The following is a 23,802-nucleotide window of genomic DNA, read 5'->3' as shown; positions in this document are numbered from 1 at the left end:
TTATGACAGTTAAAGTTGGTATTAATGGTTTTGGACGTATCGGACGTCTAGCATTCCGTCGTATTCAAAATGTGGAAGGAATTGAAGTTGTTGCAATCAATGACTTAACAGACGCTAAAATGTTAGCTCACCTGTTAAAATATGATACAACTCAAGGCCGTTTTGACGGTGAAGTAGAAGTACATGATGGTTTCTTCAAAGTAAACGGTAAAGAAGTTAAAGTTTTAGCTAACCGTAACCCAGAAGAACTTCCATGGGGTGACCTAGGAGTAGACATCGTTCTAGAATGTACTGGTTTCTTCACAGCGCAAGACAAAGCTGAATTACACATTAAAGCTGGCGCTAAAAAAGTTGTTATCTCCGCTCCAGCAACTGGCGACATGAAAACAATCGTTTACAATGTAAACCATGAAACATTAGACGGAACTGAAACAGTTATCTCTGGCGCAAGCTGTACTACTAACTGTTTAGCTCCTATGGCTAAAGTTTTAGAAGACAAATTTGGTGTTGTTGAAGGTCTAATGACTACAATTCACGCTTACACTGGTGACCAAAATACATTAGATGCTCCACATCCAAAAGGTGACTTCCGTCGTGCACGTGCTGCTGCCGAAAATATTATCCCTAATACAACTGGTGCTGCTAAAGCTATCGGTGAAGTATTACCAACACTTAAAGGTAAATTAGACGGAGCTGCTCAACGTGTTCCAGTTCCAACTGGTTCCCTTACTGAGTTAGTAACAGTTCTTGACAAAAAAGTTACTGTTGACGAAGTAAATGCAGCTATGGAAGCAGCTTCTGATTCAGAAACATTTGGTTACACTAGTGATCAAGTTGTTTCTTCTGACATCAAAGGTATGACTTTCGGTTCATTATTTGACGAAACTCAAACAAAAGTTCTTACAGTTGGCGATCAACAATTAGTTAAAACTGTAGCTTGGTACGATAACGAAATGAGCTACACTGCTCAATTAGTACGTACTTTAGAATACTTTGCAAAAATCGCTAAATAATTAGCAGATTAATTTTACTGAAGTGCTAGTCACATCAGCAATAACAAGAATAAGCGGAGACACTATTGTTTCCGCTTATTTTCTGAAATAACGGGGGCGACCCCAATCCTTTAAAATTAATGGAGGAACTCTAAATGGCTAAAAAAGTTGTAACTGATTTAGATTTAAAAGACAAAAAAGTTTTAGTTCGTGTTGACTTTAACGTGCCAATGAAAGACGGTAAAATCACTAACGACAACCGTATTGTAGCTGCACTTCCAACAATTGAATACATCTTAGAACAAAACGGTAAAGCAATTCTATTTTCTCACCTTGGAAAAGTAAAAACAGAAGAAGATAAAGAAGGAAAATCTCTTCGTCCAGTAGCCGCTCGTTTAAGCGAATTACTTGGAAAAGAAGTGAAATTCGTTCCTACTACTCGTGGTCCAGAACTTGAAGCAGCAATTGCTGAGTTAAAAGACGGCGAAGTACTTCTTTTTGAAAATACACGTTTTGAAGATATTGATGGTAAAAAAGAAAGCAAAAATGATCCAGAACTTGGAAAATACTGGGCTAGCCTTGGCGACGTTTTCGTAAATGACGCTTTTGGTACTGCTCACCGTGCGCACGCGTCTAACGTTGGAATCGCTTCTAACCTAGAATCAGCGGCCGGATTTTTGATGGAAAAAGAAATTAAATTCATCGGCGGTGTAGTTGATAATCCAGCACGTCCACTAGTAGCAATCCTAGGTGGCGCAAAAGTTTCTGACAAAATCGGTGTTATCGAAAACTTACTTACAAAAGCAGACAAAGTACTTGTCGGCGGCGGAATGACTTTCACTTTCATGGCAGCTCAAGGTCAAGAAATTGGTAAATCTCTTTTAGAAGCAGATAAAGTTGAACTTGCTAAAGGCTTACTTGAAAAAGCTGGCGATAAATTAGTATTACCAGTTGATGCAGTTGTATCTAAAGAATTCAGTAACGATGCTCCATTCCACACAGTAGACGCAGATAACATGCCTGCTGATGAAATGGGACTAGATATTGGTCAAGCTACAATTGACTTATTCACAAAAGAACTTCAAGGCGCTAAAACAGTTGTATGGAACGGTCCAATGGGCGTATTCGAACTTAGCAACTTTGCTAAAGGTACAATTGGCGTTTGTGAAGCTATTGCAAACTTAACTGATGCAACAACTATTATCGGTGGTGGGGATTCTGCAGCAGCAGCTATGGACTTAGGTTTTGCTGACAAATTCACACATATTTCTACTGGTGGCGGTGCATCTTTAGAGTACCTTGAAGGTAAAGAGCTTCCTGGTGTTGCTTCTATTAGCGACAAATAAGCTGAACCAAAAATAATTTTTAATATCGAGAGGATGTTTATCCAAATGCGTAAACCAATTATTGCTGGTAACTGGAAAATGAACAAAACTGCTGCAAAAGCAGGACAATTTGCAGAAGACGTAAAAAATAACGTGCCATCAAGCGATGCTGTTGAATCAGTAGTTGCTGCACCGGCTCTATTTTTACAAGAATTAGTTCGTCTTACTGAAGGAACTAATCTTCGTGTATCTGCACAAAACTGTTATTTTGAAGACGAAGGTGCTTTCACTGGCGAAATTAGCCCGTTTGCACTTGCTGACTTAGGCGTTTCTTATGTTATTATCGGACACTCTGAACGTCGTGAGTACTTCCACGAAACAGACGAAGATATTAACAAAAAAGCACATGCAATCTTCAAACACGGCATGACACCAATCATTTGCTGTGGTGAAACATTAGATCAACGTGAAGCTGGTCAAACAGATACTTGGGTACGTGGTCAAATCCGTGCAGCGCTTGCTGGATTAACGGAAGAACAAGTAATCAAATCTGTTATTGCTTATGAACCAATTTGGGCGATCGGTACTGGGAAATCTTCCACAAGTGCTGATGCAAACGAAACTTGTGCAGTTATTCGTGCAGAAGTTGCTGACGCTGTATCTCAAAAAGCAGCAGACGCAGTTCGTATTCAATACGGCGGTAGCGTAAAACCTGAAAACATTGCTGATTATCTTGCAGAGTCCGACATTGACGGCGCTCTTGTAGGTGGAGCAAGCTTAGAACCAGCATCGTTCTTAGCATTATTGGAGGCAGTAAAATAAAATGAGTAAATCACCTGTAGCAATTATTATCCTCGATGGTTTTGGTAAACGTGCAGAAACAGTAGGTAATGCTGTAGCTCAAGCAAACAAACCAAATTTTGACCGTTATTGGGCTAATTTTCCTCACGGGGAACTTAAAGCTGCTGGTCTTGATGTTGGCCTTCCAGAAGGTCAAATGGGTAACTCTGAAGTTGGCCATACAAACATCGGAGCTGGACGTATTGTCTACCAAAGCTTAACTCGTATTGATAAAGCTATTGAAGAAGGCGAATTCCAAGAGAATAAAGCCCTAAACAATGCTTTCACTCATACAAAAGAAAACAACTCGGACCTACATCTTTTCGGTTTACTATCAGACGGCGGCGTGCATAGCCACATTAATCACCTCGTTGCACTTTTAGAAACTGCGAAAGATAAAGGCGTGAAAAACGTTTATATCCATGCATTCCTTGATGGACGTGACGTGGCTCCACAATCTTCTCTAGAATATTTAGAAACATTGCAAAAAGCTATTAGTGATTTAAACTATGGTGCAATTGCTACTATTTCTGGACGCTTCTACGCGATGGATCGTGATAAACGCTGGGAACGTGTTGAAAAAGCATACAAAGCAATCGTAAGCGCTGAAGGTGAAAAATTTGAAGACCCAATCGAACTTGTCAAAGCTTCTTACGCTAATGACAAAAATGATGAATTCGTTGTTCCTGCTATCATTACTAAAGATGGCAAACCTGTTGCAACAGTTAAAGACAACGATGCAGTTATTTTCTTCAATTTCCGTCCTGACCGTGCGATTCAACTTTCTAATGCATTCACTGATAAAGAATGGGATCATTTCGACCGTGGGGCAGATCACCCTAAAAACATCAAATTCGTTACAATGACTCTTTACAACCCAAGCGTTGACGCGGAAGTTGCTTTTGAGCCAATTGAAATGAAAAATGTTATCGGCGAAGTACTTTCTAATGAAGGCTTATCGCAACTGCGTATCGCTGAAACAGAAAAATATCCACACGTAACATTCTTTATGAATGGTGGCCGAAATGAAGAATTCCCTGGTGAAAACCGGATTCTAATCAATTCGCCAAAAGTAGAAACATACGATTTGCAACCTGAAATGAGCGCATATGAAGTAACAGATGCACTTGTTGAAGACATTAAAAACGACAAACACGATGCGATTATCTTAAACTTCGCAAACCCAGACATGGTTGGACACTCAGGTATGCTTGAGCCAACTATAAAGGCAATCGAAGCAGTAGATGAAAATCTTGGTCGTGTAGTAGACCTTATTTTAGAAAAAGGTGGCTCAGCGATTATCTTTGCTGACCATGGTAACTCTGAAACAATGTCTACTCCAGAAGGAAAACCGCACACTGCGCACACTACCGTTCCAGTTCCAGTAATTGTAACGAAAAAAGGTGTAACGCTGCGTGAAGGTGGTCGTCTGGCTGACGTTGCACCAACTATGCTTGACTTACTTGGCGTTAAAAAACCTGCCGAAATGACAGGTGAAAGTTTAATTCAAAAATAATTTTAGTTATTACTTTAGTTTTTTTGCAAACAGAGCTACAATAAATACGAATTTAAAAACGGATGGGTCTTTGAATATGAAGTGAATATTATGTTCATTTCAATCAATTAATCCCAACAAAGGAGAGAATTATAAATGTCTATTATTACTGAAGTTTATGCTCGCGAAGTCTTAGATTCCCGCGGTAACCCAACTGTTGAGGTTGAAGTTTATACTGAAGCTGGTGCGTTTGGTCGCGCTTTAGTTCCAAGTGGTGCTTCAACTGGTGAATACGAAGCTGTAGAATTACGCGATGGCGACAAAGCTCGTTACCTTGGAAAAGGTGTTTTAAAAGCTGTTGAAAACGTAAACGACATTATTGCTGACAAAATTATCGGTTTTGACGTAACTGACCAAATCGGAATTGACAAAGCAATGATCGAACTTGATGGTACACCTAACAAAGGTAAATTAGGTGCTAACGCTATTCTTGGTGTTTCTTTAGCTGCTGCTCGTGCTGCTGCTGACGAACTAGGCGTACATTTATATGAATATCTTGGCGGAGTGAACGGTAAAGTTCTTCCAGTTCCAATGATGAACATCCTTAACGGCGGAGAACATGCTGATAATAATGTCGACGTTCAAGAATTTATGGTAATGCCTGTTGGAGCTCCTAACTTTAAAGAAGCTCTACGTATGGGTGCTGAAATCCTACACGCACTTAAAGCTGTTCTTAAAAACAAAGGCTTAAACACTGGTGTTGGTGATGAAGGTGGATTCGCTCCAAACCTTAAATCCAACGAAGAAGCTCTTGAAACAATCATGCAAGCAATTAAAGATGCTGGTTACAAACCTGGCGAAGAAGTTAAACTTGCGATGGATGCTGCATCAAGTGAGTTCTATAACCGCGAAACTGGTAAATACGAACTTAAAGGTGAAGGCGTAACTCGTACTTCTGAAGAAATGGTAACTTGGTATGAAGAAATGATTACTAAATACCCAATCATCTCTATTGAAGATGGCCTAGACGAAAACGACTGGGACGGATTCAAACTACTTACAGAACGTATTGGTGACCGCGTTCAATTAGTAGGTGACGATCTATTTGTAACTAACACAACTAAACTTAAAGAAGGTATCGACAAAGGTATCGCTAACTCCATCCTAATCAAAGTTAACCAAATCGGTACTTTGACTGAAACATTGGATGCAATTGAAATGGCTAAACGCGCTGGCTACACTGCAGTTATCTCTCACCGTTCTGGTGAAACAGAAGATTCCACAATCGCTGACATTGCAGTAGCAACAAACGCTGGTCAAATCAAAACTGGTGCGCCTACTCGTACTGACCGTGTTGCAAAATATAACCAATTACTCCGCATCGAAGACAATTTGGCTGATCTTGCTGAATACCATGGTAACGAAACTTTCTACAACTTAAAAAAATAAGTTGATTGAATAAAACGCTAAACTCCGCGAAAAGTAACATTTTCGCGGAGTTTTTTCTGTTTTAAAAATAATAAGAGGGGTAATGATTTGGAAGAGGAGGTAATGCTGATGAAAGTAAAAAATAGTCAGGCCTCAAAAGTGCTCGAAACTCCAAAAATCAAAGACGCTGTGGTGCATGAAAAAAACCACCCCTTAGCCGAAAAGCATTCTGTACAAAAGAAAATCATTAATGCAGATATGCCGCAACAACAATTCCATCGAAGACTCATGAAATAAACCGTGCGCCTGATTCTAGCTTTCAAAGAATCAGGCGTATTTTCGTTTAAATAGAAGCTTTTTTATAGGAATTCAAGTATAATCAGGTGTAAAATAAAGGTAGAAAATGTTTTCAGCAAGGGGAAATGCGTGATGATTGCAGAAATCAATGGAATTAACTTATTTTATAAAATAGTCGGGGAAGGTGAGCCGATTTTGCTCATTCATGGGAATGGTCAAAGCCACCGCTCTTTAAAGCGAATTATCGATGACCTATCACTTGATCATATGGTGATTGCCGTAGATAGTCGCGGTCACGGAAAAAGCGATGCGGGAACAATGCCGCTCGATTTTGAAATAATGGCACTCGATATGCTCTCCCTACTCGATTTCTTAAAAATTGATAAATATAAAGTAGTTGGCTATAGTGATGGTGGAATCGTTGCCTTATTTATGGGCAAAATGCAGCCGAGTCGTCAAATCGCATCTGTCGTTATTGGCACCAATTATCATGTAAACCAAATTCACTTTTTACCAGACTTGTTTTGTCGCGTTGCATACGGGGCAGCTAGCATTCTTGCACCGTTCAGCCCATTTTTCAATCGGATGAAACGCCAACTTGCACTAACAATCTACCATCCACACATGTCCGAAGCGGATTTGAATAAAATAAGTGCGCCACTTTTAGCGGTAGTTGGTGAATTTGATATGATCTCTTCCAAAGATACGAAGAAAATGGTGCATTCGGTTCAGCACGGAGAGATGGTCGTTGTGAATAACGGCACTCATTTCTTACCAAGGCAAAAACCAAAACAATTGTTACAATTAATTCATACTTTCTTTTCGGATTTAAGCGCAAAAATTCACAATTAAAACACCACTGAAATCCTTTCGTACCAATGGGTTTGCGCTTTGTAAAAAAAGTATTTGACAAGTGCTGTGGATAGCGTTAATATTGGTCTATTGGTCAGAACTCAAAAGGTAGCTTATTTAGTTCAGATGGGCTACAATAGAGTGGATTATAAAAGTGATGATATTAGGAGGATTGCGTAAAAATGAGTGCGGATCGTAGCTTTACGTTAAAAGCGGGAAATCGTGCTGTTTTGCTCTTGCATGGCTTTGCAGGGACTACAGAAGACGTAAGAGAACTTGGAGAAATTCTAGCAGAAAATGGATACACAGTGCATGCACCAAACTTCAGAGGCCACGGGGATGAACCCGCTATTTTCTTGAAAACAACACCGGAAATGTGGTATGAAGATGCGGTGGCTGGATATCGTCAACTTGAAAAAGACGGATATAATGAAATTGCAATTGTCGGTGTGGCAATGGGCGGAGTTTTTGCGCTTAAAATGGCAGAATCGTTTTCACCAAAAGCGATTGTTCCACTATGCGCCAACGTAAACCGCAAAATGCGCTATATCCCGATCGAAAACTATTTAACTAAACAATTAAAGAAACAAGGTATAGTAGAACAAGAAGCAGATCAAATGTTAAAAAACTATCTTCCTGAAATTGATGTAATGACGGAAGCTCGTGCTACTTTCTACAAAAACGTAGCGCGCGACATTGAAAAAATTCATGTACCAACGATGATTGGTCAAGGCTGCCAAGATGAAGAAATCGATGCTGACAATGCCAATTATATCTTTAAACACATTCATACAAATGACAAACAATTATGTTTCTATGCAGGTTCAGGGCATGATATCGTGAACGACTGTGAGAAAGACATTTTAGAAGAAGACTTAATTTACTTCTTAGACGATTTAGTTTGGCTTGAGGAAAAAGTCGTTTAATCCATTCGTTCTATGGAAACAAACCTTTACGTATAATCACAAATATGGTAAAATTAACCTTAGTCAAATTGGGCGGTTTTAGGAGGAAAGAACAATGAGTACAGTTTTAACGGTCTTACTCATCATCGTATCAGTACTGTTAATTACAGTTATCATACTTCAACCAGGTAAAAGTGCTGGCCTATCCGGTGCCATCTCTGGTGGAGCTGAGCAATTATTCGGTAAGCAAAAAGCAAGAGGACTAGAACTTATTCTACATCGCACAACCATCGTTCTATCCGTTGTTTTCTTCGCAATACTAATTGCACTGGCATATTTTGTACAGTAACGAGATGTTAACCACCTGAATGAAAATTTAGGTGGTTTTTTATTGGAGTTCTCCAGAAGCGTAGTCCGCTTCCCTAGAACTCCAATACAAGGCGTAGCGTAGCGGAACGTTGTTTCCATTAAAAAAAGTGGACAAACAACCCAAAAAGGGGAGAGCAAAGCATTTATATTAACCAAACCCCTAGAACTCCAATACAAGGCGTAACGAAGTGGAGCGTTGTTTCCATTGGAAAGAGTGGACGAACAACCCAAAAAGGGGAGAGCAGAGCATTCATATTAACCCAACCCCTAGAACTCCAACACAAGGCGTAACGCAACGGAACACTGTTTCCACTAAAAAATACACGCACAACACAAACTAATAAACTAAAAACCACCCAAGACCAACCAAACCTCCAAAAAGAACCAAGGAGCGATATTCACTATGAAAATAACACCACCACAACCATTCTTATTCGAAAAAAGTAAACGAGCAGTCCTACTCCTACATGGATTCACAGGTAGCTCAGCAGACGTAAGAATTTTAGGTAGGTTTTTACAAGAAAACAATTACACTTGCTACGCGCCCCAATACAGAGGCCACGGCGTATCTCCAGACTTACTACTAAAAACTGGACCAAACGACTGGTGGGAAGATGTACTTGAAGCTTATGATCACCTAAAATCACTTGGCTACACTGAAATCGCTGTGGCGGGACTTTCATTAGGTGGACTTTTTTCACTAAAATTAGGTTTTTCTAGGCCTTTAAAGGGAATTATAGCCATGAGTACCCCGACAAGAATGGACAGCTCATCCCCGATAATTCAAGGTTTTTTAGATTATGTACGCAATTATAAAAAATTAGAAGGCAAAACACCGGAACAAATCGACGCAGAAATGATTGCCTACAAAGACGCGCCAATGAACACCATCGCGAAACTAAAAGATGAAATTAACGGCGTTGTGGCTGAAATAGATATGATTTATGCGCCAATAATGGTCGTCCAAGGTGAAAAAGATGATATGGTTGATGTCAGCGGAGCACAGCTGATTTATGATACAGTAGAGTCAACGAAGAAAGAACTGCACTGGTTTAAAGAATCAGGGCATGTTATCACAATAGACAAAGAACGAAAAGAAGTAAACCAAGCCATTTTAACATTTTTAGATAGTTTGGATTGGCAAGAATAAACAATTTTTAAAACAGAGAGAGGAGGGACAGAAGTGGAACAAAAACAAATGGAAGAAAAAATTATGAATCTATTAACTTCAGCGCCTGATAAAACATTTGCGCTTGAAGATTTGGAAATAGAAATAGCTTTAAACAATGCGGATGCTTTTAAATTAATGGTGAAAGCGTTAGTGAAACTGGAAGATTCCGGAACTATTGTCCGCTCAAGGAAGAATCGGTATGCATTACCAGAAAAAATGGACTTAGTAAAAGGAACGTTTCGCGCGCACGAACGAGGTTTTGGCTTTGTTCTCCCAGAAGAAAAAGAAATGGACGATATTTTTATCCCACCAAATGAAGTAAAAGACGCAATGAATGGCGACTTGGTTTTCGCAACAATTACGAAACGTAAAGGCGATAATTTGGCAGAAGGTACGATTAAGAAAATTGTCGAACGGAAGACAACGCAAATCGTCGGAACTTATATGGAAGACTTAGCTGGAACACCGATTGTGATGCCGGATGATAAACGTCTTTTCGGTGAAGTGGAAATTGATTTAGAAGATGGCTTAAAACCGGTAGACGGACATAAAGTTATTGTTGAATTAACGGAATATGCAACTGGGAATACTCGTGCTAGAGGTGTCGTTAAGTCAATCATCGGTCATCGTAATGATCCAGGCGTGGATATTTTATCGATTATTCATAAACATGGCATTTCGATTGGCTTTCCGGAAGAAGTAATGGAGCAAGTAAGTAAAGCGCCGGATGTGGTTGATGATTCGGATATTGGTAACCGTCGTGATTTGCGTGACCAAATGATTATTACGATTGACGGGGCAGATGCTAAAGATTTAGATGATGCTGTTACGGTGAAGCAACTACCGAATGGCAACTGGAAGCTAGGCGTTCATATTGCTGATGTAACGCATTATGTGACAGAAGGCTCGCCGCTTGATGTCGAAGCGCAAGAACGTGGAACGAGTGTTTATTTGGTTGACCGGGTAATTCCGATGTTGCCACATAAACTATCGAACGGAATTTGCTCGCTTAACCCGCAAGTAGACCGTTTTACCATGAGTTGTGAAATGGAAATCGATCAAGAAGGTCATGTGGTTAACCACGAAATTTTTGAAAGTATTATTAAAACAACGGAACGTATGACGTATACGGATGTAAATGATATTTTAGTCGAAAATGACGAAGCGTTACGCGAAAAATATGCGCCAATCGTTCCAATGCTTGAAGCAATGCAAAATTTAGCCGAAATCCTTCGTCGTAAACGTGAAAAACGTGGCGCGATTGATTTTGACTTTAAAGAAGCACGTGTAGTAGTTGATGAAGACGGTCATCCAGAAGCGGTCGTTATGCGCGAACGTTCAGCGGGAGAGCATTTAATTGAAGAATTTATGCTTGCTGCCAATGAAACAGTTGCCGAACATTTCCACTGGATGGATGTGCCATTTATTTATCGTATCCATGAAGATCCAAAAGAAGATAAATTAGCACGGTTCTTTGAATTCATTACGAACTTCGGCTTGATTGTCAAAGGAACAGCCAATGATATTCACCCAGCTGCTTTACAACAAGTACTAGAAGAAGTAAAAGGAAAACCAGAAGAAATGGTTGTTTCGACAGTTATGCTTCGTTCAATGCAACAAGCGAAGTATGATACAGTGAGCGCCGGACACTTTGGTTTATCGACTGATTTTTACACGCATTTCACATCGCCAATTCGCCGGTACCCGGATTTAATCGTTCATAGACTGATTAGAGAGTATTTAATTAACGGGGATGTTCGTCCAGAAACGCTAGAAAAACGTGCTGAGGAGCTTCCTGAGATTGCTGAACACAGTTCGAAAATGGAGCGCCGTGCCGTTGAAGCAGAACGCGAAACAGACGAACTGAAGAAAACGGAATTCATGGTCGACAAAGTGGGCGAACGTTTCATCGGAATTATTAGTTCAGTAACCAATTTTGGCTTATTTATCGAACTGCCGACAACGATTGAAGGTCTTGTCCATGTGAGCGCAATGAAAGGCGATTACTTCAAATTCCATCAAAATCAGTTAGCGATGATTGGTGAAAGAACAGGCCAAATTTATCGTATTGGTGATGAAGTGGAAGTCGAAGTAACTAAAGTAGACGTCGATGCTCGTGAAATTGATTTTGCGCTTCGTAGTGAAGGTAAACCTGGTCCAGTGAGCGATAAACAAAAGCGCCAACGCGAAAAACCGATTGATAAAACGAGAAACTTCAAAAGCGGCTCAAAAAAAGGTCGTAATAAACGTAGAACTGGTAGATCAGAAGACGTGAAACCAAAAACGGAACGTAAAGAAGACGAATGGTATACAAAACCTAAAAAGAAAAAGAAGAAAAAACCTTTTTATCAAGGTGTAGCAAAAGAAAGCCCGAAGAAGAAAAAACGTCGCTAGAAAGGATGGGGAGTTATGCCAAAAGGTGATGGTAAACTAGTCGCGCAAAATAAAAAAGCGCGCCACGATTACGCAATTGAAGAAACTTTTGAGGCTGGCATTGTCCTGCAAGGTACTGAAATTAAATCCGTAAGAAACGCACGGGTAAACTTAAAAGATTCCTATGCACGTATCGACAAAGGGGAAATTTTCTTACACAATATGCATATTAGTCCTTATGAACAAGGGAACCGCTACAATCATGATCCACTAAGAACGCGCAAGTTGCTTTTACATAAGAAGCAAATCAGCCGTTTAATTGGAGAAACGAAAGAGTCCGGTTATTCGATTGTTCCACTAAAAATGTATATTAAAGATGGCTACGCAAAAGTACTTATCGGTGTAGCTCGAGGTAAAAAGAAATACGATAAACGCCAAGACTTAAAACAAAAAGAAGCAAAACGTGATATCGAACGCGCTTTTAAAGAGCGCCAACAATAAATAAAAGCCTAAATCTAGTCATTCAACTATACGTTGGAGAAGCTAGATTTAGGCTTTTTTTATAGGTCGATTTTTGCACATTCATTTAACGTAAGATTATCATCATGGAGAAAATAGTCGATTTCATTTTTAATTCCATTGAGTATCCGCTCTTCTTCGAGAAATTTTGCCACTCGAAGCGCTCGTTGCATAAACCGTTTACCATCTTGCTTTTGACCAAGTTTATACAAAACAATCCCCTTTTTCGCAATGGCCATACAAAATTGCAAATAGTAGTGATTTTGCTTTGAGATTTTAATGGATTGTTCAATGTAATGTAAAGCGAGTTCGTATTTTTCATCGAGAATTAAATATGTCGCCCGGTTAACATGAAGCGAAATTTCAATCGAAAGGGTTGGATGCAAGTAGCGATATTTTTTCAATTGTTTAATCAAACGGTTAACGATATGCTGGGCTGTCTCGTTTTCAAAGATAAAAAAGATGTTTCGTAAAATCAATATATCATTCCAAAATAGTTCATCAGATTCCGAAAGTCTATCCCAAATGTACGTTACTTTCTGCCTAGCCAGCTCGAAATCATGCTCTTTTTCCACTAACAAAATGCCTTCCAGAGAAGCTTTAATATCAGAAATGAACGTATCAGTGTGGTTTTCTAAATAAGCATCACATTTGGAAATAACATTTAGTAAAATATCGGTTTCGGAGGAAGTAATAATCTTGGAGTATAAATAAAGGATATTTTCTTTTGGAGAAGGCATAAAGTTCCGTTTTACAAATTCGAATTCTTCTAATGTCATATTGAAATTAAGTAAAAGTTGAATAAATCGGTCCATGCTAGGCATAATTTTGTTGTTTTCGATCTTTTGATAATTAGAACGACTAAGCGCATCTGTACAAGCTTCTTGTTGAGTTAAGTTCTTACTTTTGCGAATGAATTTTAACGTGTCACCAACAGTTTGCATAATAAAACACAGCTCCATATGTTCAAATTTGATGTATTTTAATTTTATGTAAGTCGTGTAGGTTAGAATTTCTGTATAGATGAAAAAGGAGGGAGAAGACATGTTAACTTTTTTAACAAGTGTTAATTGGTTATTCTAAAGTAGTTTAAGCAAGGTCTTCTGATGAGCGCAATTATTGTTTTTCCACTAAAATGGTCTGGCATAATTGCGTATTTTTGTGAAATTAGTAATAATTTGAACGATTTTAGTCTATCTGTGAAAAAATTATAACATTATGTTACCGCTTGCACAATATCGATATTCTAAAATTAATAATTTTGCAAAAAAATATCTCAAAAGTAGTACAGTTTTGTAAAAGCTAGCTAAAGGGAGGAAAGTGAGATGAAGCGAAGAACGAGAAAAGGTAGTTTAGTGTTTATTCTTGGGATACTCATATTTAGTTGTTTAAGCGGTTTTGGAACGAATGTTTTCGCGATGGACGGGGAATATCACTCGCCATATGGAGATGATGATTTATACACAGTTCAGCCGACAGAACGTTCACCGAGGGATCCAAAAGCCGGTGAGGATGTCATTCTTAACATTACTACTTGGCCAATTGAAGACGGACAAAATGTATGGGTAGAGTGGACGAAGAATGGCGTCGCACAAGAAAATGTCACAGCAGCCTACGATTATAACAGCGGCAATAACACATACTGGAAAGCAGATTTAGGCAAATTTGAAAAAGGCGATGAAATTACTTATACAACAAAAGGCTCCACAGATGGAGGAACAGCCTACGAAAGTGGTCCATTCACTTTTTATGTAACAGACTGGGAATACGTGCAGGATGTTAGCAGTGTAGTGGATAATGGCGATTCTATCACACTAAATATGACAGCAACAGTTGGTGATTTCACGCCGAAGTTATATCTTTCCTTTGAAGATTTAGACACACTGCGAATGGAACTTTCACCAACTGGTAAAGAAACCGGACACGCTGGGAAATCTGGTTATACGGTAGAAGATACAGCAGAAAAAGTGACTGTAACTACAGAGGATTTGAGCATCGAAATCCAAAAATCACCTTACCGAATGGAAGTTTACCAGGCGGATGGGACGTTGCTTACAAGTGAGTACACAACGGCGAATAGCCTAGGTTGGTTAACTGATGGAAAAAACGTGATTAATCAATACCAAAACAATTTTATGACACCGAGCGATGAAGCGTTTTATGGTTTTGGTGAGCGTTATGACACGATTAACCAACGCGGAAAAGATGTGGAAACTTACGTATACAATGAGTATCAAGATCAAGCGCAGACAGAAAGAACCTATTTAGCAGTGCCATTTTTTGTAAGTGCTAATAAATACGGGATGTATGTCAATTCTGATTTCCATTCACAGTTCCAAATGGCTTCCAAAGTAGAAGATAAATATAGCTTTGTGTTAGACAATGATGGCGATATGACGAATATGCTTGATTACTATGTTATTAGCGGGAAAGATCAAAATGACATTGTTAACAATTACACAGATATAACAGGCAAAACAACTTTACTGCCAAAATGGGCTTTCGGACTTTGGATGTCAGCGAACGAATGGGATAGAGATTCTGATGTAAACTCGGCCCTTTCGAATGCAAAAGCAAATGATATTCCAGCAACAGGTTTTGTATTAGAGCAATGGAGTGATGAAGAAACCTATTATATTTGGAACAATGCGACCTATACAGCGAAGACAAACGGGGAAGCATTTAGCTATGACGATTTTACTTTCAACGGGAAATGGACAGATCCTAAAGCAATGGTGGATAGCGTTCATGATGCAGGGATGAATATCGTTCTATGGCAAGTTCCAGTATTAAAAGATGACAACACAGTATATGAACAAAGAGATAATGATGAAGCATACATGATAAGCCAAGGGTATAGTGCGGACGATGGAACAGGGGCGCCGTACCGAGTTCCGGCATCACAGTGGTTTGGAAATGGGATATTACTAGACTTCACTAATAAAGATGCCGTAGATTGGTGGACGTCACAACGAGAGTATTTATTAACAGAAGTAGGGATTGATGGATTTAAAACAGATGGCGGCGAGATGGTTTGGGGACGTGATACAACCTTCTCAAATGGCGAAAAAGGACAAGAAATGAGAAACCGCTATCCAACAGATTATGTTTCTAGTTATTTTGATTTTGCGAAAAGTATTAATCCAGAAGCAGTTTCCTTTAGTCGTTCAGGAACTTCTGGCGCTCAAAAATCTGGCATTTACTGGTCAGGGGATCAAACTTCCACCTTTGACTCTTTCCAAGCATCACTAAAAGCGGGACTGAGTGCTTCGACGTCGGGCGTTTCTTACTGGGCGTGGGATATGGCAGGATTTACGGGAGATTATCCAACAGCGGAACTGTATAAACGCGCATCGGCTATGGCAGCTTTTGCACCGATTATGCAATTCCACTCAGAGAAATCAGATCCATCGCCAAGTGAAGAACGTTCACCTTGGAATGCAGTAGCTAGAACAGGGGACGAAACTATTTTACCGACGTTCCAAAAATATTTGTATACACGAATGAATTTACTTCCATATATTTATACTGCGGCAAAAGACACGGCGGACAACGGAAAATCAATGATGCGCCAAATGGCAATGGATTATCCGGAAGATATCAACGCGCGTGATTTGGATGAGCAGTATATGTTTGGTGATGATTTACTTGTAGCGCCAATCGTTCAAGAAGGCCAAACAGAAAAAGAAGTTTATTTACCAGAAGGCGAATGGGTTGATCTTTGGAACGGCGGAATTCACCCAGGCGGCGAAACAATTTCTTATTATGCCGATGTAGATACGCTTCCTGTATTTGCAAAAGCTGGTGCGATTATTCCGATGAACATGACAGATGGCTACCAACTTGGCCAAAATGTCGGAAACGATTTAAAATCCTATGATAATTTAACTTTCCGAGTTTATCCATCTGGAGATAGCGAATATAGTTTCTATGATGATGTAAATGGCGGAGAAATGCGCGATATCTGTGTTTCAGAAGACTTCACGAATGAAAAAATTTCGATTGATCTTCCAGCGATGGCTGACGAAACAACGATGCAAGTTTTCAGTACAGAACCAACAAGTGTAACAATTGACGGGGCGGATGTTGCGAAGGCAGATACACTAGATGCATTTAACGAAGCAGCGACTGGTTATTACTACGATACTGTACAAAACTTGACGTATGTAAAAGCGGCAACAAAAGATGCTAAACAAGCAATCGTCTTAAATGGTGTAAATCATGCGCCGTACGAAGCGGAATTTGCTCATTTGACAAATGTAACTACTGCAAGTGACCACGCGGGATATACTGGTACTGGTTTTGTAGCCGGTTTTGATGCTGAAAAAGAAGCAGTAGAATTCGATGTAGATGCAGCAGATGGCGCTTCTGATTATACGATGGAAGTTCGCTATAGTGCAGGAGTAGAAGATGCAATAAGAACTGTATATATCAACGGTAAAAAACAACAAATTGCTTTACCGAAAACGGCTGATTGGGATACTTGGGGCACGATAGAAGTTCCAGTAACCTTGCAAGATGGCAATAATCAAGTCGTATTTGATTTTGAAGCCGGCGACACAGCGGGAATAAATTTTGACCATGTAGTTTTTAAAAAATAAACTCAATAAGCCACCCTTTTGATGGATAGAGAGGGTGGCTATACTGAAAGGACTGGAATGAAAAGAACACTCATTGCTACCGGGAGAACTAGGGTATAACAGCGGAGAATATGTGGGTTATTATGATTTCCCAGTAACTATTACGGAATAAAAAAGGGGCGAGATGATGAAAAAAGGTATGAAGCAAGTTTGCGTCAGTTTAGCAGTCATCCCGCTTGTCTGGCTGAATTTAGGTATAACTCAGCCGTTACAAGTGGAAGTAAAAGCAGAAGAAACGAAGAAAAAAGAAGTGAAGAAAGAAGCAAATACAGAAGCTGCGAAACAACTGAGTAAAGAAGAATATGCGAAATTAAGTGCGGAGGAAGGGCTTGGTAACGTACTTGAAGCGACTGTAACAGATAATGTGGTTACGCTCAAAATTGATAATGGCAACGAAGCAGAGGACGATTATTTAGAAATTTCTCCACTAGCAAATAATTTACTTAAAGTGAATTTGCGACCTCGAAATATCGAAAATAGCGAATCAACACCGATGATTGATCCTAATGCAACCTTTACTGCGATTGGAGCAACGATTGATTTGGACGCTGATCCGATGATTATTTCGACGGAGGAATGTACGCTTGAAATTTCCAAACAGCCAGCACGAATGACTTTCAAAGACAAGGACGGTAAAACGTTATTGTCTGAATCTGCTGATGGCGGGATTTTTGATGGTGGTGTTCGGTTTAAACGTGGCGCTTCTGACCATGTCTACGGCGCTTATGGTATTAGTTTTAGCGACGGGGATCTTGGGATGGAACGTGATAACACTGCGGCGGATAGTAGCAAAACAGCACAAGCGGGGCAACAAGGTAATGCAGGTGGTCCGTTTATGTGGTCGACAGCGGGATATGGTTTGCTAGTAGATAGTGATGGCGGATATCCGTATTCCGTTTCAGATGAAGAAAAATTGGAGTTTTATTATGGCGATACTGTAGTTGAAGGGCGCCGTTATGTGAAAGAAAATGTGGAGATGTATTTAATGTCTGGTGAGCCAGAAACGATTATGTCTTCGTATGCGGATGTAACTGGGCACACACCAATGATGCCAAAATGGTCGCTAGGTTTTTCTAATTTCGAATGGGGCACAAATGAAGCGGAATTTAGAAAAAATATAGATACGTATCGTGCAAAAGGTATCCCAATTGATTCCTTCGCATTTGATTATGATTGGAAATTTTACGGCGATCCAACGTACGGCGGGGACTGCGGCGAATTTGCTTGGAATACTGACAATTTCCCGTCAGCAGCAGATACAACGTTAAAAAGTGATATGGATGCACTAGGCGTGAAAATGATTGGGATTACGAAGCCGCGTGTGGTAACTACTTTGCAAGACGGGACGGAAACGCAACAAGGCAAGGACGCGGAAGCAAATGGTTACTGGTATCCAGGGCAAGAAGCTTATGAAGATTATGCTTTCCCGGTAATGGTTAGAAGTATTGATCCGTATAATCCAGATGAACGCAATTGGTGGTGGTCCCATTCGGAAGATGCACTAGATAAAGGAATCGTTGGTTGGTGGAATGATGAAACTGACAAAGTATCCTCAAATGGTGCAGATTATTGGTTTGGGAATTTCACGACTGGCTTCACATCAGAAGCAATGTACGAAGGGCAAAGAGAATATACGAATGAACGTGTTTGGCAAACTGGAAGAACTTATTATCCAGGAGCACAACGTTATTCTACCTCGATTTGGTCCGGGGATATTGGCGTACAATGGAAAAAAGGGGAAGTAATCGACTGGGCCAATGGGATGCAAGAACAACCTAGTACGATGCTGTCCACTATCAACCTTGGCCAAACAAAATGGGGAATGGATACAGGTGGCTTTAATGCGAATTCTGGACAAGTTTTAAATCCTGATCCGGAACTATATAGCCGCTGGATGGAATTTAGCTCCCTTGTTCCCGTTTTCCGTACCCATGGGAATGACAACCAACAACGGCAACCTTGGTATTACGGTGGGACGGCAGAAGAGATTGCTAAAAGTGCGATGACTTGGCGCTATTCGATGATTCCATACATGTACGCCTATGAACGCCAAGCTTATGATTCTGGCGTTGGTCTCGTTCAGCCGCTTACTTTTGATAATCCTACCGATGAAAATGTAGTGAATTTGACGGATGAATGGATGTTTGGGGATGCGATTTTAGCAGCGCCAGTTTTAGAAGAAGGAGCAGGTTCGCGAGATATTTATTTACCTGCTGGAACGTGGATTGATTATAATCGCGGCGATGTTTATGATGGCAACCAAACCATTAATTATGAAGTAAATGATGAAGACTGGACGGACGTACCGATGTTTGTTAAGCAAGGCGCGATTATACCAATGCAACAACCGCAAAATTATGTTGGCGAATCCGCAGTTAAAACAGTTTACTTGGACACTTTTGCATCAGAAAAAGATACTTCCTTTACACATTATGACGATGACGGGAAATCTTTTGATTACGAAAAAGATACCTATTTAAAACAAAAGATGACCACTTCTAATACAGCCGACGCTACTACGTTTACCATTGGTGCAAAAGAAGGCAGTTTTGAAGCAGATACAGAAAACTACATTGTCAAACTTCATGGAAATGCTGCTGAAAATGTGCAAGTAAATGGCACGGACAGTAAAGTATACGACGATTTATCCGCACTCGAAAATGCAGATGGCGGCGGGTATGCAGTCGGAAGCGATATATACGGAGCAGTAACTTATGTCAAAGTACCTGCTCAAGCAAGCGAAGACACGGTTATTAAAACATCTGGTTCGATAAAAGTTGACCAATCCGGCACATACGAAATGGAAAATGGCTCTAGTTTTGCAGCGACGGTTGCTGATAAACCAGTCACAGAAAAAACGTATGTAGATGGCTATGATACAGATGGCGCGGGAACAACTATTTATGCAAACGTCAAAGACTCTGGCGACTATAACGTTGATTTAACGTATAAAAATGCATCTAGTGAGGACCAAGCCCTAAGTATTTTCGTCAACGGAGAATATGTGAAACAAACTACATTGAAACCAGCGACAGAATGGACAGTTGCATCCGAAACATTACCTCTTTCAGCTGGAAAAAATAGTATTTCGTATAAAGTAGTGACAGATGCTGGTGACAAAGCGGATCAAGTTTCACTAGATAAGGTTACCACTGGTTTTACGCCAACTGTAGCAAAAGTGGAAGCCGAAGAAGCAAGTCTCGCAGGCACTTTAAAAGTAGCAAATGATCACTGGTTTTATAGTGGAGAAGGTTTTGTCGGCGGATTTGGAACAGCAGGAGATGAAATCAAATTTGAAATAGATGTACCGGCAGACGGTGAATATGTGTTAAATACACGTACGGCTAACGGAACTGGTATGCCGCAAACGCTTGATTTATACACAAATGGCGATTACAACTCGCGCGTAACATTCCCTTCTAAAGGCGAAAACTGGAATATCTGGTCAGATACAGAAACAGCAGTGAAATTAAAAGCAGGTACGAATAAAATTACATTCTTACTGGACGGAGAATCGACGGGGAATATTAATATGGATAGAATTCTAGTTTCCGCTGAACCGATTAATTCTCCTGTTCAATCAGAAGTGAATTTACTTGATAATGGTGGATTTGAACGTGACGCTGCAGCAACAACAAATTGGATAGAGTCGCATCCAGACGGTCAGGACAAGGCTTATGGCATTGATAGTGGCTCAGGTGTAAATCCTCCAGAATCACCAGCATTTGGTAAACAGAGCGCTTATTTCTATTTACCAGGGGCGTATAAACAAACTTTATCGCAACAAATAGCTGTTCCAACGAATAACGCTAATTATGACGTCGAAGCATGGGTCAAAGTAAGTGAAGACGACGCAGCCAAAGCGCAAATGACTGTCAATAATTTTGATGGTAGCGACGGGAAAACAATTGACTTGGTGGCGGATAATGTTTGGCATTATGTAACGATTAAAGATGTTAAAGTCACAACTGGCAATATAAATACAAGTTTCCAAATGGATTCTCCAGGTGGAACAAGTATTCATATGGATAATGTGCGGGTTATGCCATCTGCGCAATAATGAAACTGGGCGGGAAAACTTTCCCGCTCTTTATTTGAAGGAGGAGAGCTAATGAAAAACCTATGTAAAGTATTTCTAGTAATTAGTATGATTATTGTTGGCGTTATTTCTTTTAAAACAATCGATGTAAGTGCGGACGTGACAGATATTTACCCATTACCAGCTAGAATAATTGATGTTTTTCCAGATGAAAATTTAGCAGAAGATATGGTGGAGAACTTTGATAAAACAGATGTGACAGACGTAATCACGCAAGATGACGTAGATGCCGTGACATCTTTAGGATTGGGCTATTTTAGCGATTATCTAACGGACGAAGATTTGCAAATGTTAGGAAATGCTTACTTTACTAATGTAAACAACATCATGATTTATCCAACGCAAACCATGTTTACAGGTTTTCCCGATTTACCAACCTTGCCTAAATTAGATACTTTAAGGGCAGAATGGGGCCAATTATCCGAAATCCCACCTGCAAACATTACAGTACCTGATTATCAAAACTACCCAGAATTAACGTATCTTGATTTTAATAATAGAACCATCGTTGGCGGCTTACCAGATTTTTCTAATATTCCTAAGTTAGAAACCTTGTTGATGAGCAGTTGTGGACTCGCTTCAGAAGACATTCCAGATTTTACCAACTTGAAAAATTTGCAGAAAGTAAATTTCCAAACGAATCAATTCAGAACAGAAATGACGGATTTCACTCATTTGGATAGTTTGGTAAGTATGGATTTAAGTTATAATTATTTAAATGTGTTGCCACCAACCATTGTGGATAAAGTAATCGTACTAGGTCAAATTGGAACTTTGCCGGATCAAAATGTTGTTTTTGGTGAGGATACAAATATTACGTTGCCAATTTATACGCAACTGGATGATTTAAGCCGAATTAGTGGTTTTCAAGAAGTTTGGATTCGTGATTCAAATGAGCAAGAAGTATATAACTCAGCAAAAGTGGATTACGACGAAGTGACGAAGCAAATTATCGTACCGACAAGTAGCCTTGATAAAGGCGAATATACCATTGGGATTGATTTTAACGGCATAGAGCCTTATGTAGACGAAGGCGAAGTTATGAGTTACTCGGTAAAAATAACGATTAATTAATGGGAAACTTGTGACTTGCTAAATAATAGTTGCGTATTTGGCTATGTCACAAGTTTTTTCTGATTGTAAAGCCTCGTTTTTTCCTGTATAATATCTACTGTTAGACTTTAACTCTGGGGATGTTACGGATTCGACAGGGATAGTTCGAGCTTGAGTTGCGAGTCGGGGGGATCGTCCTCGTTATCAACGTCAAAGCCAATAATAACTGGCAAAGAAAAACAAAACCTAGCTTTCGCTGCCTAATAAGCAGTAGCATAGCTGATCCTCCGTGCATCGCCCATGTGCTACGGTAAGGGTCTCACTCTAAGTGGGCTACACTAGTTAATCTCCGTCTGAGGTTAAATAGAAGAGCTTAATCAGACTAGCTGAATGGAAGCCTGTTACCGGGCCGATGTTTATGCGAAATGCTAATACGGTGACTACGCTCGTAGATATTTAAGTGCCGATATTTCTGGACGTGGGTTCGACTCCCACCATCTCCATATAATGAAAAAAGTTATGAATGGCTGTATGATGCTGTTTGTAGCTTTTTTTATTAGTAATATTTAACTCCAAGGTTAACGATGAAAATAAACAAAGTGACATTATAGGGAGGCTATCAATGAGTACAGAAGAATTTGTAAAAAACGTTCAAAAAGAAAAAGACAACTTATTAAGAGCATACTTTGAAAATCAAAATACTGAAGTTAGTAATCAAATAAATACCATGGAATTAACTGCTAAACGATGAACATCCTAAAACTGTTTTTGGGGTGTTTTTTCTATTTTCCCTTAAATTGACCTTTTCTTTCTCTTTTATTTACAATCTTCTGCTAAACTATAATTAAAGAACGAAAGAGAGGACGAGCTAGATGATACGCCTTAGAAAAATTTTTGTTATTTTAATCGCAATTGGATTTATATATTTGTTAATTGTAGCGGCATTTATGTTTAGTGGGTCAAGGGCAAAACCAAGTGAAAATGCGAATACGGTGCTGATTTTAGGTGCGCGAGTGAACGGGGATCCGGCAGAACCTTCGTCAGTATTAAAGGAAAGATTGGATACGGCTGTGGCTTATTTAAACGAAAATCCTACGTTAAAAGTCATTGTTAGCGGAGGTCAAGGTGAGGATGAAAGTGCCTCGGAAGCATCGGTTATGGAAGAATATTTAGTTAATCAAGGAATTGCTAGAAGCCGGATTAATGTGGAAGATAAATCAAGAAGAACGGAAGAAAACCTTAAATATAGTAAAGAGAAATTTAATTTAGGGAAAACGGTGATTGTAACGAGTGATTATCATATGTACCGCGCTTTAATGTTGGCGAAGCGCCAAGGTGTTGATGCGTCAGGGCTTCCAGCGAAAACACAATCAGCCGGTAAATATAAGAAAATGATGCGGGAAACTTTATCCATTACATATGCATGGGTTTTTGATCGATAAGA

The 23,802-nt window shown here is 39.7% G+C and carries 18 protein-coding genes, 1 other RNA gene and 1 pseudogene; 19 read left to right on the top strand and 1 reads right to left on the bottom strand.

Going from position 1 to position 23,802, the window contains the following annotated elements:
- Positions 1-2 precede the first annotated feature (2 nt).
- From gap to smpB, 12 genes are all read left to right on the top strand, one after another.
- Entirely contained in the window at positions 3-1,013 is a 1,011-nt protein-coding gene (gap, locus tag HCJ30_RS11825; RefSeq protein WP_185356973.1) for a type I glyceraldehyde-3-phosphate dehydrogenase, read from the top strand.
- A gap of 134 nt (positions 1,014-1,147) precedes the next feature.
- A complete protein-coding gene (locus HCJ30_RS14345; RefSeq protein WP_185392311.1) occupies positions 1,148-2,338 on the top strand; it encodes a phosphoglycerate kinase in 1,191 nt (396 codons plus the stop codon).
- 45 nt (positions 2,339-2,383) lie between these two features.
- Positions 2,384-3,139, top strand: a complete 756-nt coding sequence (tpiA, locus tag HCJ30_RS14340; protein WP_003723925.1) for a triose-phosphate isomerase — start codon at positions 2,384-2,386, stop codon at positions 3,137-3,139.
- A 1-nt stretch (position 3,140) separates the two neighbouring features.
- The gene (gene gpmI, locus HCJ30_RS11810; RefSeq protein WP_185392310.1) at positions 3,141-4,673 is read left to right on the top strand and encodes a 2,3-bisphosphoglycerate-independent phosphoglycerate mutase; all 1,533 of its coding nucleotides are present in this window, start codon (positions 3,141-3,143) and stop codon (positions 4,671-4,673) included.
- A gap of 135 nt (positions 4,674-4,808) precedes the next feature.
- Positions 4,809-6,101, top strand: coding sequence for a phosphopyruvate hydratase (gene eno, locus HCJ30_RS11805; protein ID WP_185392309.1), 1,293 nt, complete (start codon positions 4,809-4,811; stop codon positions 6,099-6,101).
- A 102-nt stretch (positions 6,102-6,203) separates the two neighbouring features.
- Positions 6,204-6,377: a hypothetical protein gene (locus HCJ30_RS11800; protein ID WP_185392420.1), complete on the top strand. Its 174-nt coding sequence runs from the start codon at positions 6,204-6,206 to the stop codon at positions 6,375-6,377.
- 132 nt (positions 6,378-6,509) lie between these two features.
- Positions 6,510-7,229: an alpha/beta fold hydrolase gene (locus tag HCJ30_RS11795; RefSeq protein ID WP_185392308.1), complete on the top strand. Its 720-nt coding sequence runs from the start codon at positions 6,510-6,512 to the stop codon at positions 7,227-7,229.
- A 182-nt stretch (positions 7,230-7,411) separates the two neighbouring features.
- Entirely contained in the window at positions 7,412-8,155 is a 744-nt protein-coding gene (locus tag HCJ30_RS11790; RefSeq protein ID WP_003727925.1) for an alpha/beta hydrolase, read from the top strand.
- A 94-nt stretch (positions 8,156-8,249) separates the two neighbouring features.
- Positions 8,250-8,483 (top strand): preprotein translocase subunit SecG, encoded by a 234-nt coding sequence (secG, locus tag HCJ30_RS11785; protein ID WP_003727926.1) that lies wholly within the window; start codon positions 8,250-8,252, stop codon positions 8,481-8,483.
- A gap of 423 nt (positions 8,484-8,906) precedes the next feature.
- Complete coding sequence (locus tag HCJ30_RS11780; protein WP_185392307.1) at positions 8,907-9,653, top strand: alpha/beta hydrolase; 747 nt, start codon at positions 8,907-8,909, stop codon at positions 9,651-9,653.
- Between the two features lie 33 nt (positions 9,654-9,686).
- Positions 9,687-12,068 carry a ribonuclease R gene (gene rnr / locus HCJ30_RS11775; RefSeq protein WP_185392306.1) on the top strand — a complete coding sequence of 794 codons (2,382 nt, stop codon included), beginning with the start codon at positions 9,687-9,689 and terminating at the stop codon, positions 12,066-12,068.
- Positions 12,069-12,083: 15 nt separating this feature from the next.
- A complete protein-coding gene (gene smpB, locus HCJ30_RS11770) occupies positions 12,084-12,548 on the top strand; it encodes an SsrA-binding protein SmpB (RefSeq protein ID WP_003723350.1) in 465 nt (154 codons plus the stop codon).
- Positions 12,549-12,607: 59 nt separating this feature from the next.
- Here the strand turns inward: smpB and HCJ30_RS11765 are convergent, their stop codons facing one another.
- Positions 12,608-13,510: a helix-turn-helix domain-containing protein gene (locus tag HCJ30_RS11765; protein ID WP_185392305.1), complete on the bottom strand. Its 903-nt coding sequence runs from the start codon at positions 13,508-13,510 to the stop codon at positions 12,608-12,610.
- Positions 13,511-13,891: 381 nt separating this feature from the next.
- Between HCJ30_RS11765 and HCJ30_RS11760 the strand changes: the two genes are divergently transcribed.
- The 7 genes and pseudogenes from HCJ30_RS11760 to HCJ30_RS11735 all read left to right on the top strand — a co-directional run bounded on the left by HCJ30_RS11760 (position 13,892) and on the right by HCJ30_RS11735 (position 23,800).
- Complete coding sequence (locus HCJ30_RS11760) at positions 13,892-17,167, top strand: TIM-barrel domain-containing protein (protein ID WP_185392304.1); 3,276 nt, start codon at positions 13,892-13,894, stop codon at positions 17,165-17,167.
- Between the two features lie 73 nt (positions 17,168-17,240).
- Positions 17,241-17,318 (top strand): annotated as a pseudogene (locus HCJ30_RS11755) (hypothetical protein); the annotation flags it as partial.
- Between the two features lie 15 nt (positions 17,319-17,333).
- Positions 17,334-21,266, top strand: coding sequence for a TIM-barrel domain-containing protein (locus HCJ30_RS11750; RefSeq protein WP_185392303.1), 3,933 nt, complete (start codon positions 17,334-17,336; stop codon positions 21,264-21,266).
- A gap of 51 nt (positions 21,267-21,317) precedes the next feature.
- Positions 21,318-22,379, top strand: a complete 1,062-nt coding sequence (locus HCJ30_RS11745; RefSeq protein WP_185392302.1) for an internalin N-terminal domain-containing protein — start codon at positions 21,318-21,320, stop codon at positions 22,377-22,379.
- A 115-nt stretch (positions 22,380-22,494) separates the two neighbouring features.
- Positions 22,495-22,864: a transfer-messenger RNA gene (gene ssrA, locus HCJ30_RS11740) on the top strand.
- Positions 22,865-22,980: 116 nt separating this feature from the next.
- Positions 22,981-23,109 carry a hypothetical protein gene (locus HCJ30_RS14335; RefSeq protein WP_260444436.1) on the top strand — a complete coding sequence of 43 codons (129 nt, stop codon included), beginning with the start codon at positions 22,981-22,983 and terminating at the stop codon, positions 23,107-23,109.
- A 121-nt stretch (positions 23,110-23,230) separates the two neighbouring features.
- The gene (locus HCJ30_RS11735; RefSeq protein WP_185392301.1) at positions 23,231-23,800 is read left to right on the top strand and encodes a YdcF family protein; all 570 of its coding nucleotides are present in this window, start codon (positions 23,231-23,233) and stop codon (positions 23,798-23,800) included.
- Positions 23,801-23,802 lie beyond the last annotated feature (2 nt).

It is taken from the genome of Listeria cossartiae subsp. cossartiae (genome assembly GCF_014224155.1).
GTDB classification, from domain to species: domain Bacteria; phylum Bacillota; class Bacilli; order Lactobacillales; family Listeriaceae; genus Listeria; species Listeria cossartiae.
This window is presented reverse-complemented; position numbering and strand designations above follow the sequence as displayed.

Coding starts and splice junctions, on each gene's coding strand:
- gap (WP_185356973.1), top strand. CDS start 3: ATGACAGTTAAAGTTGGTATTAATGGTTTTGGACGTATCGGACGTCTA.
- HCJ30_RS14345 (WP_185392311.1), top strand. CDS start 1,148: ATGGCTAAAAAAGTTGTAACTGATTTAGATTTAAAAGACAAAAAAGTT.
- tpiA (WP_003723925.1), top strand. CDS start 2,384: ATGCGTAAACCAATTATTGCTGGTAACTGGAAAATGAACAAAACTGCT.
- gpmI (WP_185392310.1), top strand. CDS start 3,141: ATGAGTAAATCACCTGTAGCAATTATTATCCTCGATGGTTTTGGTAAA.
- eno (WP_185392309.1), top strand. CDS start 4,809: ATGTCTATTATTACTGAAGTTTATGCTCGCGAAGTCTTAGATTCCCGC.
- HCJ30_RS11800 (WP_185392420.1), top strand. CDS start 6,204: ATGCTGATGAAAGTAAAAAATAGTCAGGCCTCAAAAGTGCTCGAAACT.
- HCJ30_RS11795 (WP_185392308.1), top strand. CDS start 6,510: ATGATTGCAGAAATCAATGGAATTAACTTATTTTATAAAATAGTCGGG.
- HCJ30_RS11790 (WP_003727925.1), top strand. CDS start 7,412: ATGAGTGCGGATCGTAGCTTTACGTTAAAAGCGGGAAATCGTGCTGTT.
- secG (WP_003727926.1), top strand. CDS start 8,250: ATGAGTACAGTTTTAACGGTCTTACTCATCATCGTATCAGTACTGTTA.
- HCJ30_RS11780 (WP_185392307.1), top strand. CDS start 8,907: ATGAAAATAACACCACCACAACCATTCTTATTCGAAAAAAGTAAACGA.
- smpB (WP_003723350.1), top strand. CDS start 12,084: ATGCCAAAAGGTGATGGTAAACTAGTCGCGCAAAATAAAAAAGCGCGC.
- HCJ30_RS11765 (WP_185392305.1), bottom strand. CDS start 13,510: ATGCAAACTGTTGGTGACACGTTAAAATTCATTCGCAAAAGTAAGAAC.
- HCJ30_RS11760 (WP_185392304.1), top strand. CDS start 13,892: ATGAAGCGAAGAACGAGAAAAGGTAGTTTAGTGTTTATTCTTGGGATA.
- HCJ30_RS11750 (WP_185392303.1), top strand. CDS start 17,334: ATGAAAAAAGGTATGAAGCAAGTTTGCGTCAGTTTAGCAGTCATCCCG.
- HCJ30_RS11745 (WP_185392302.1), top strand. CDS start 21,318: ATGAAAAACCTATGTAAAGTATTTCTAGTAATTAGTATGATTATTGTT.
- HCJ30_RS14335 (WP_260444436.1), top strand. CDS start 22,981: ATGAGTACAGAAGAATTTGTAAAAAACGTTCAAAAAGAAAAAGACAAC.
- HCJ30_RS11735 (WP_185392301.1), top strand. CDS start 23,231: ATGATACGCCTTAGAAAAATTTTTGTTATTTTAATCGCAATTGGATTT.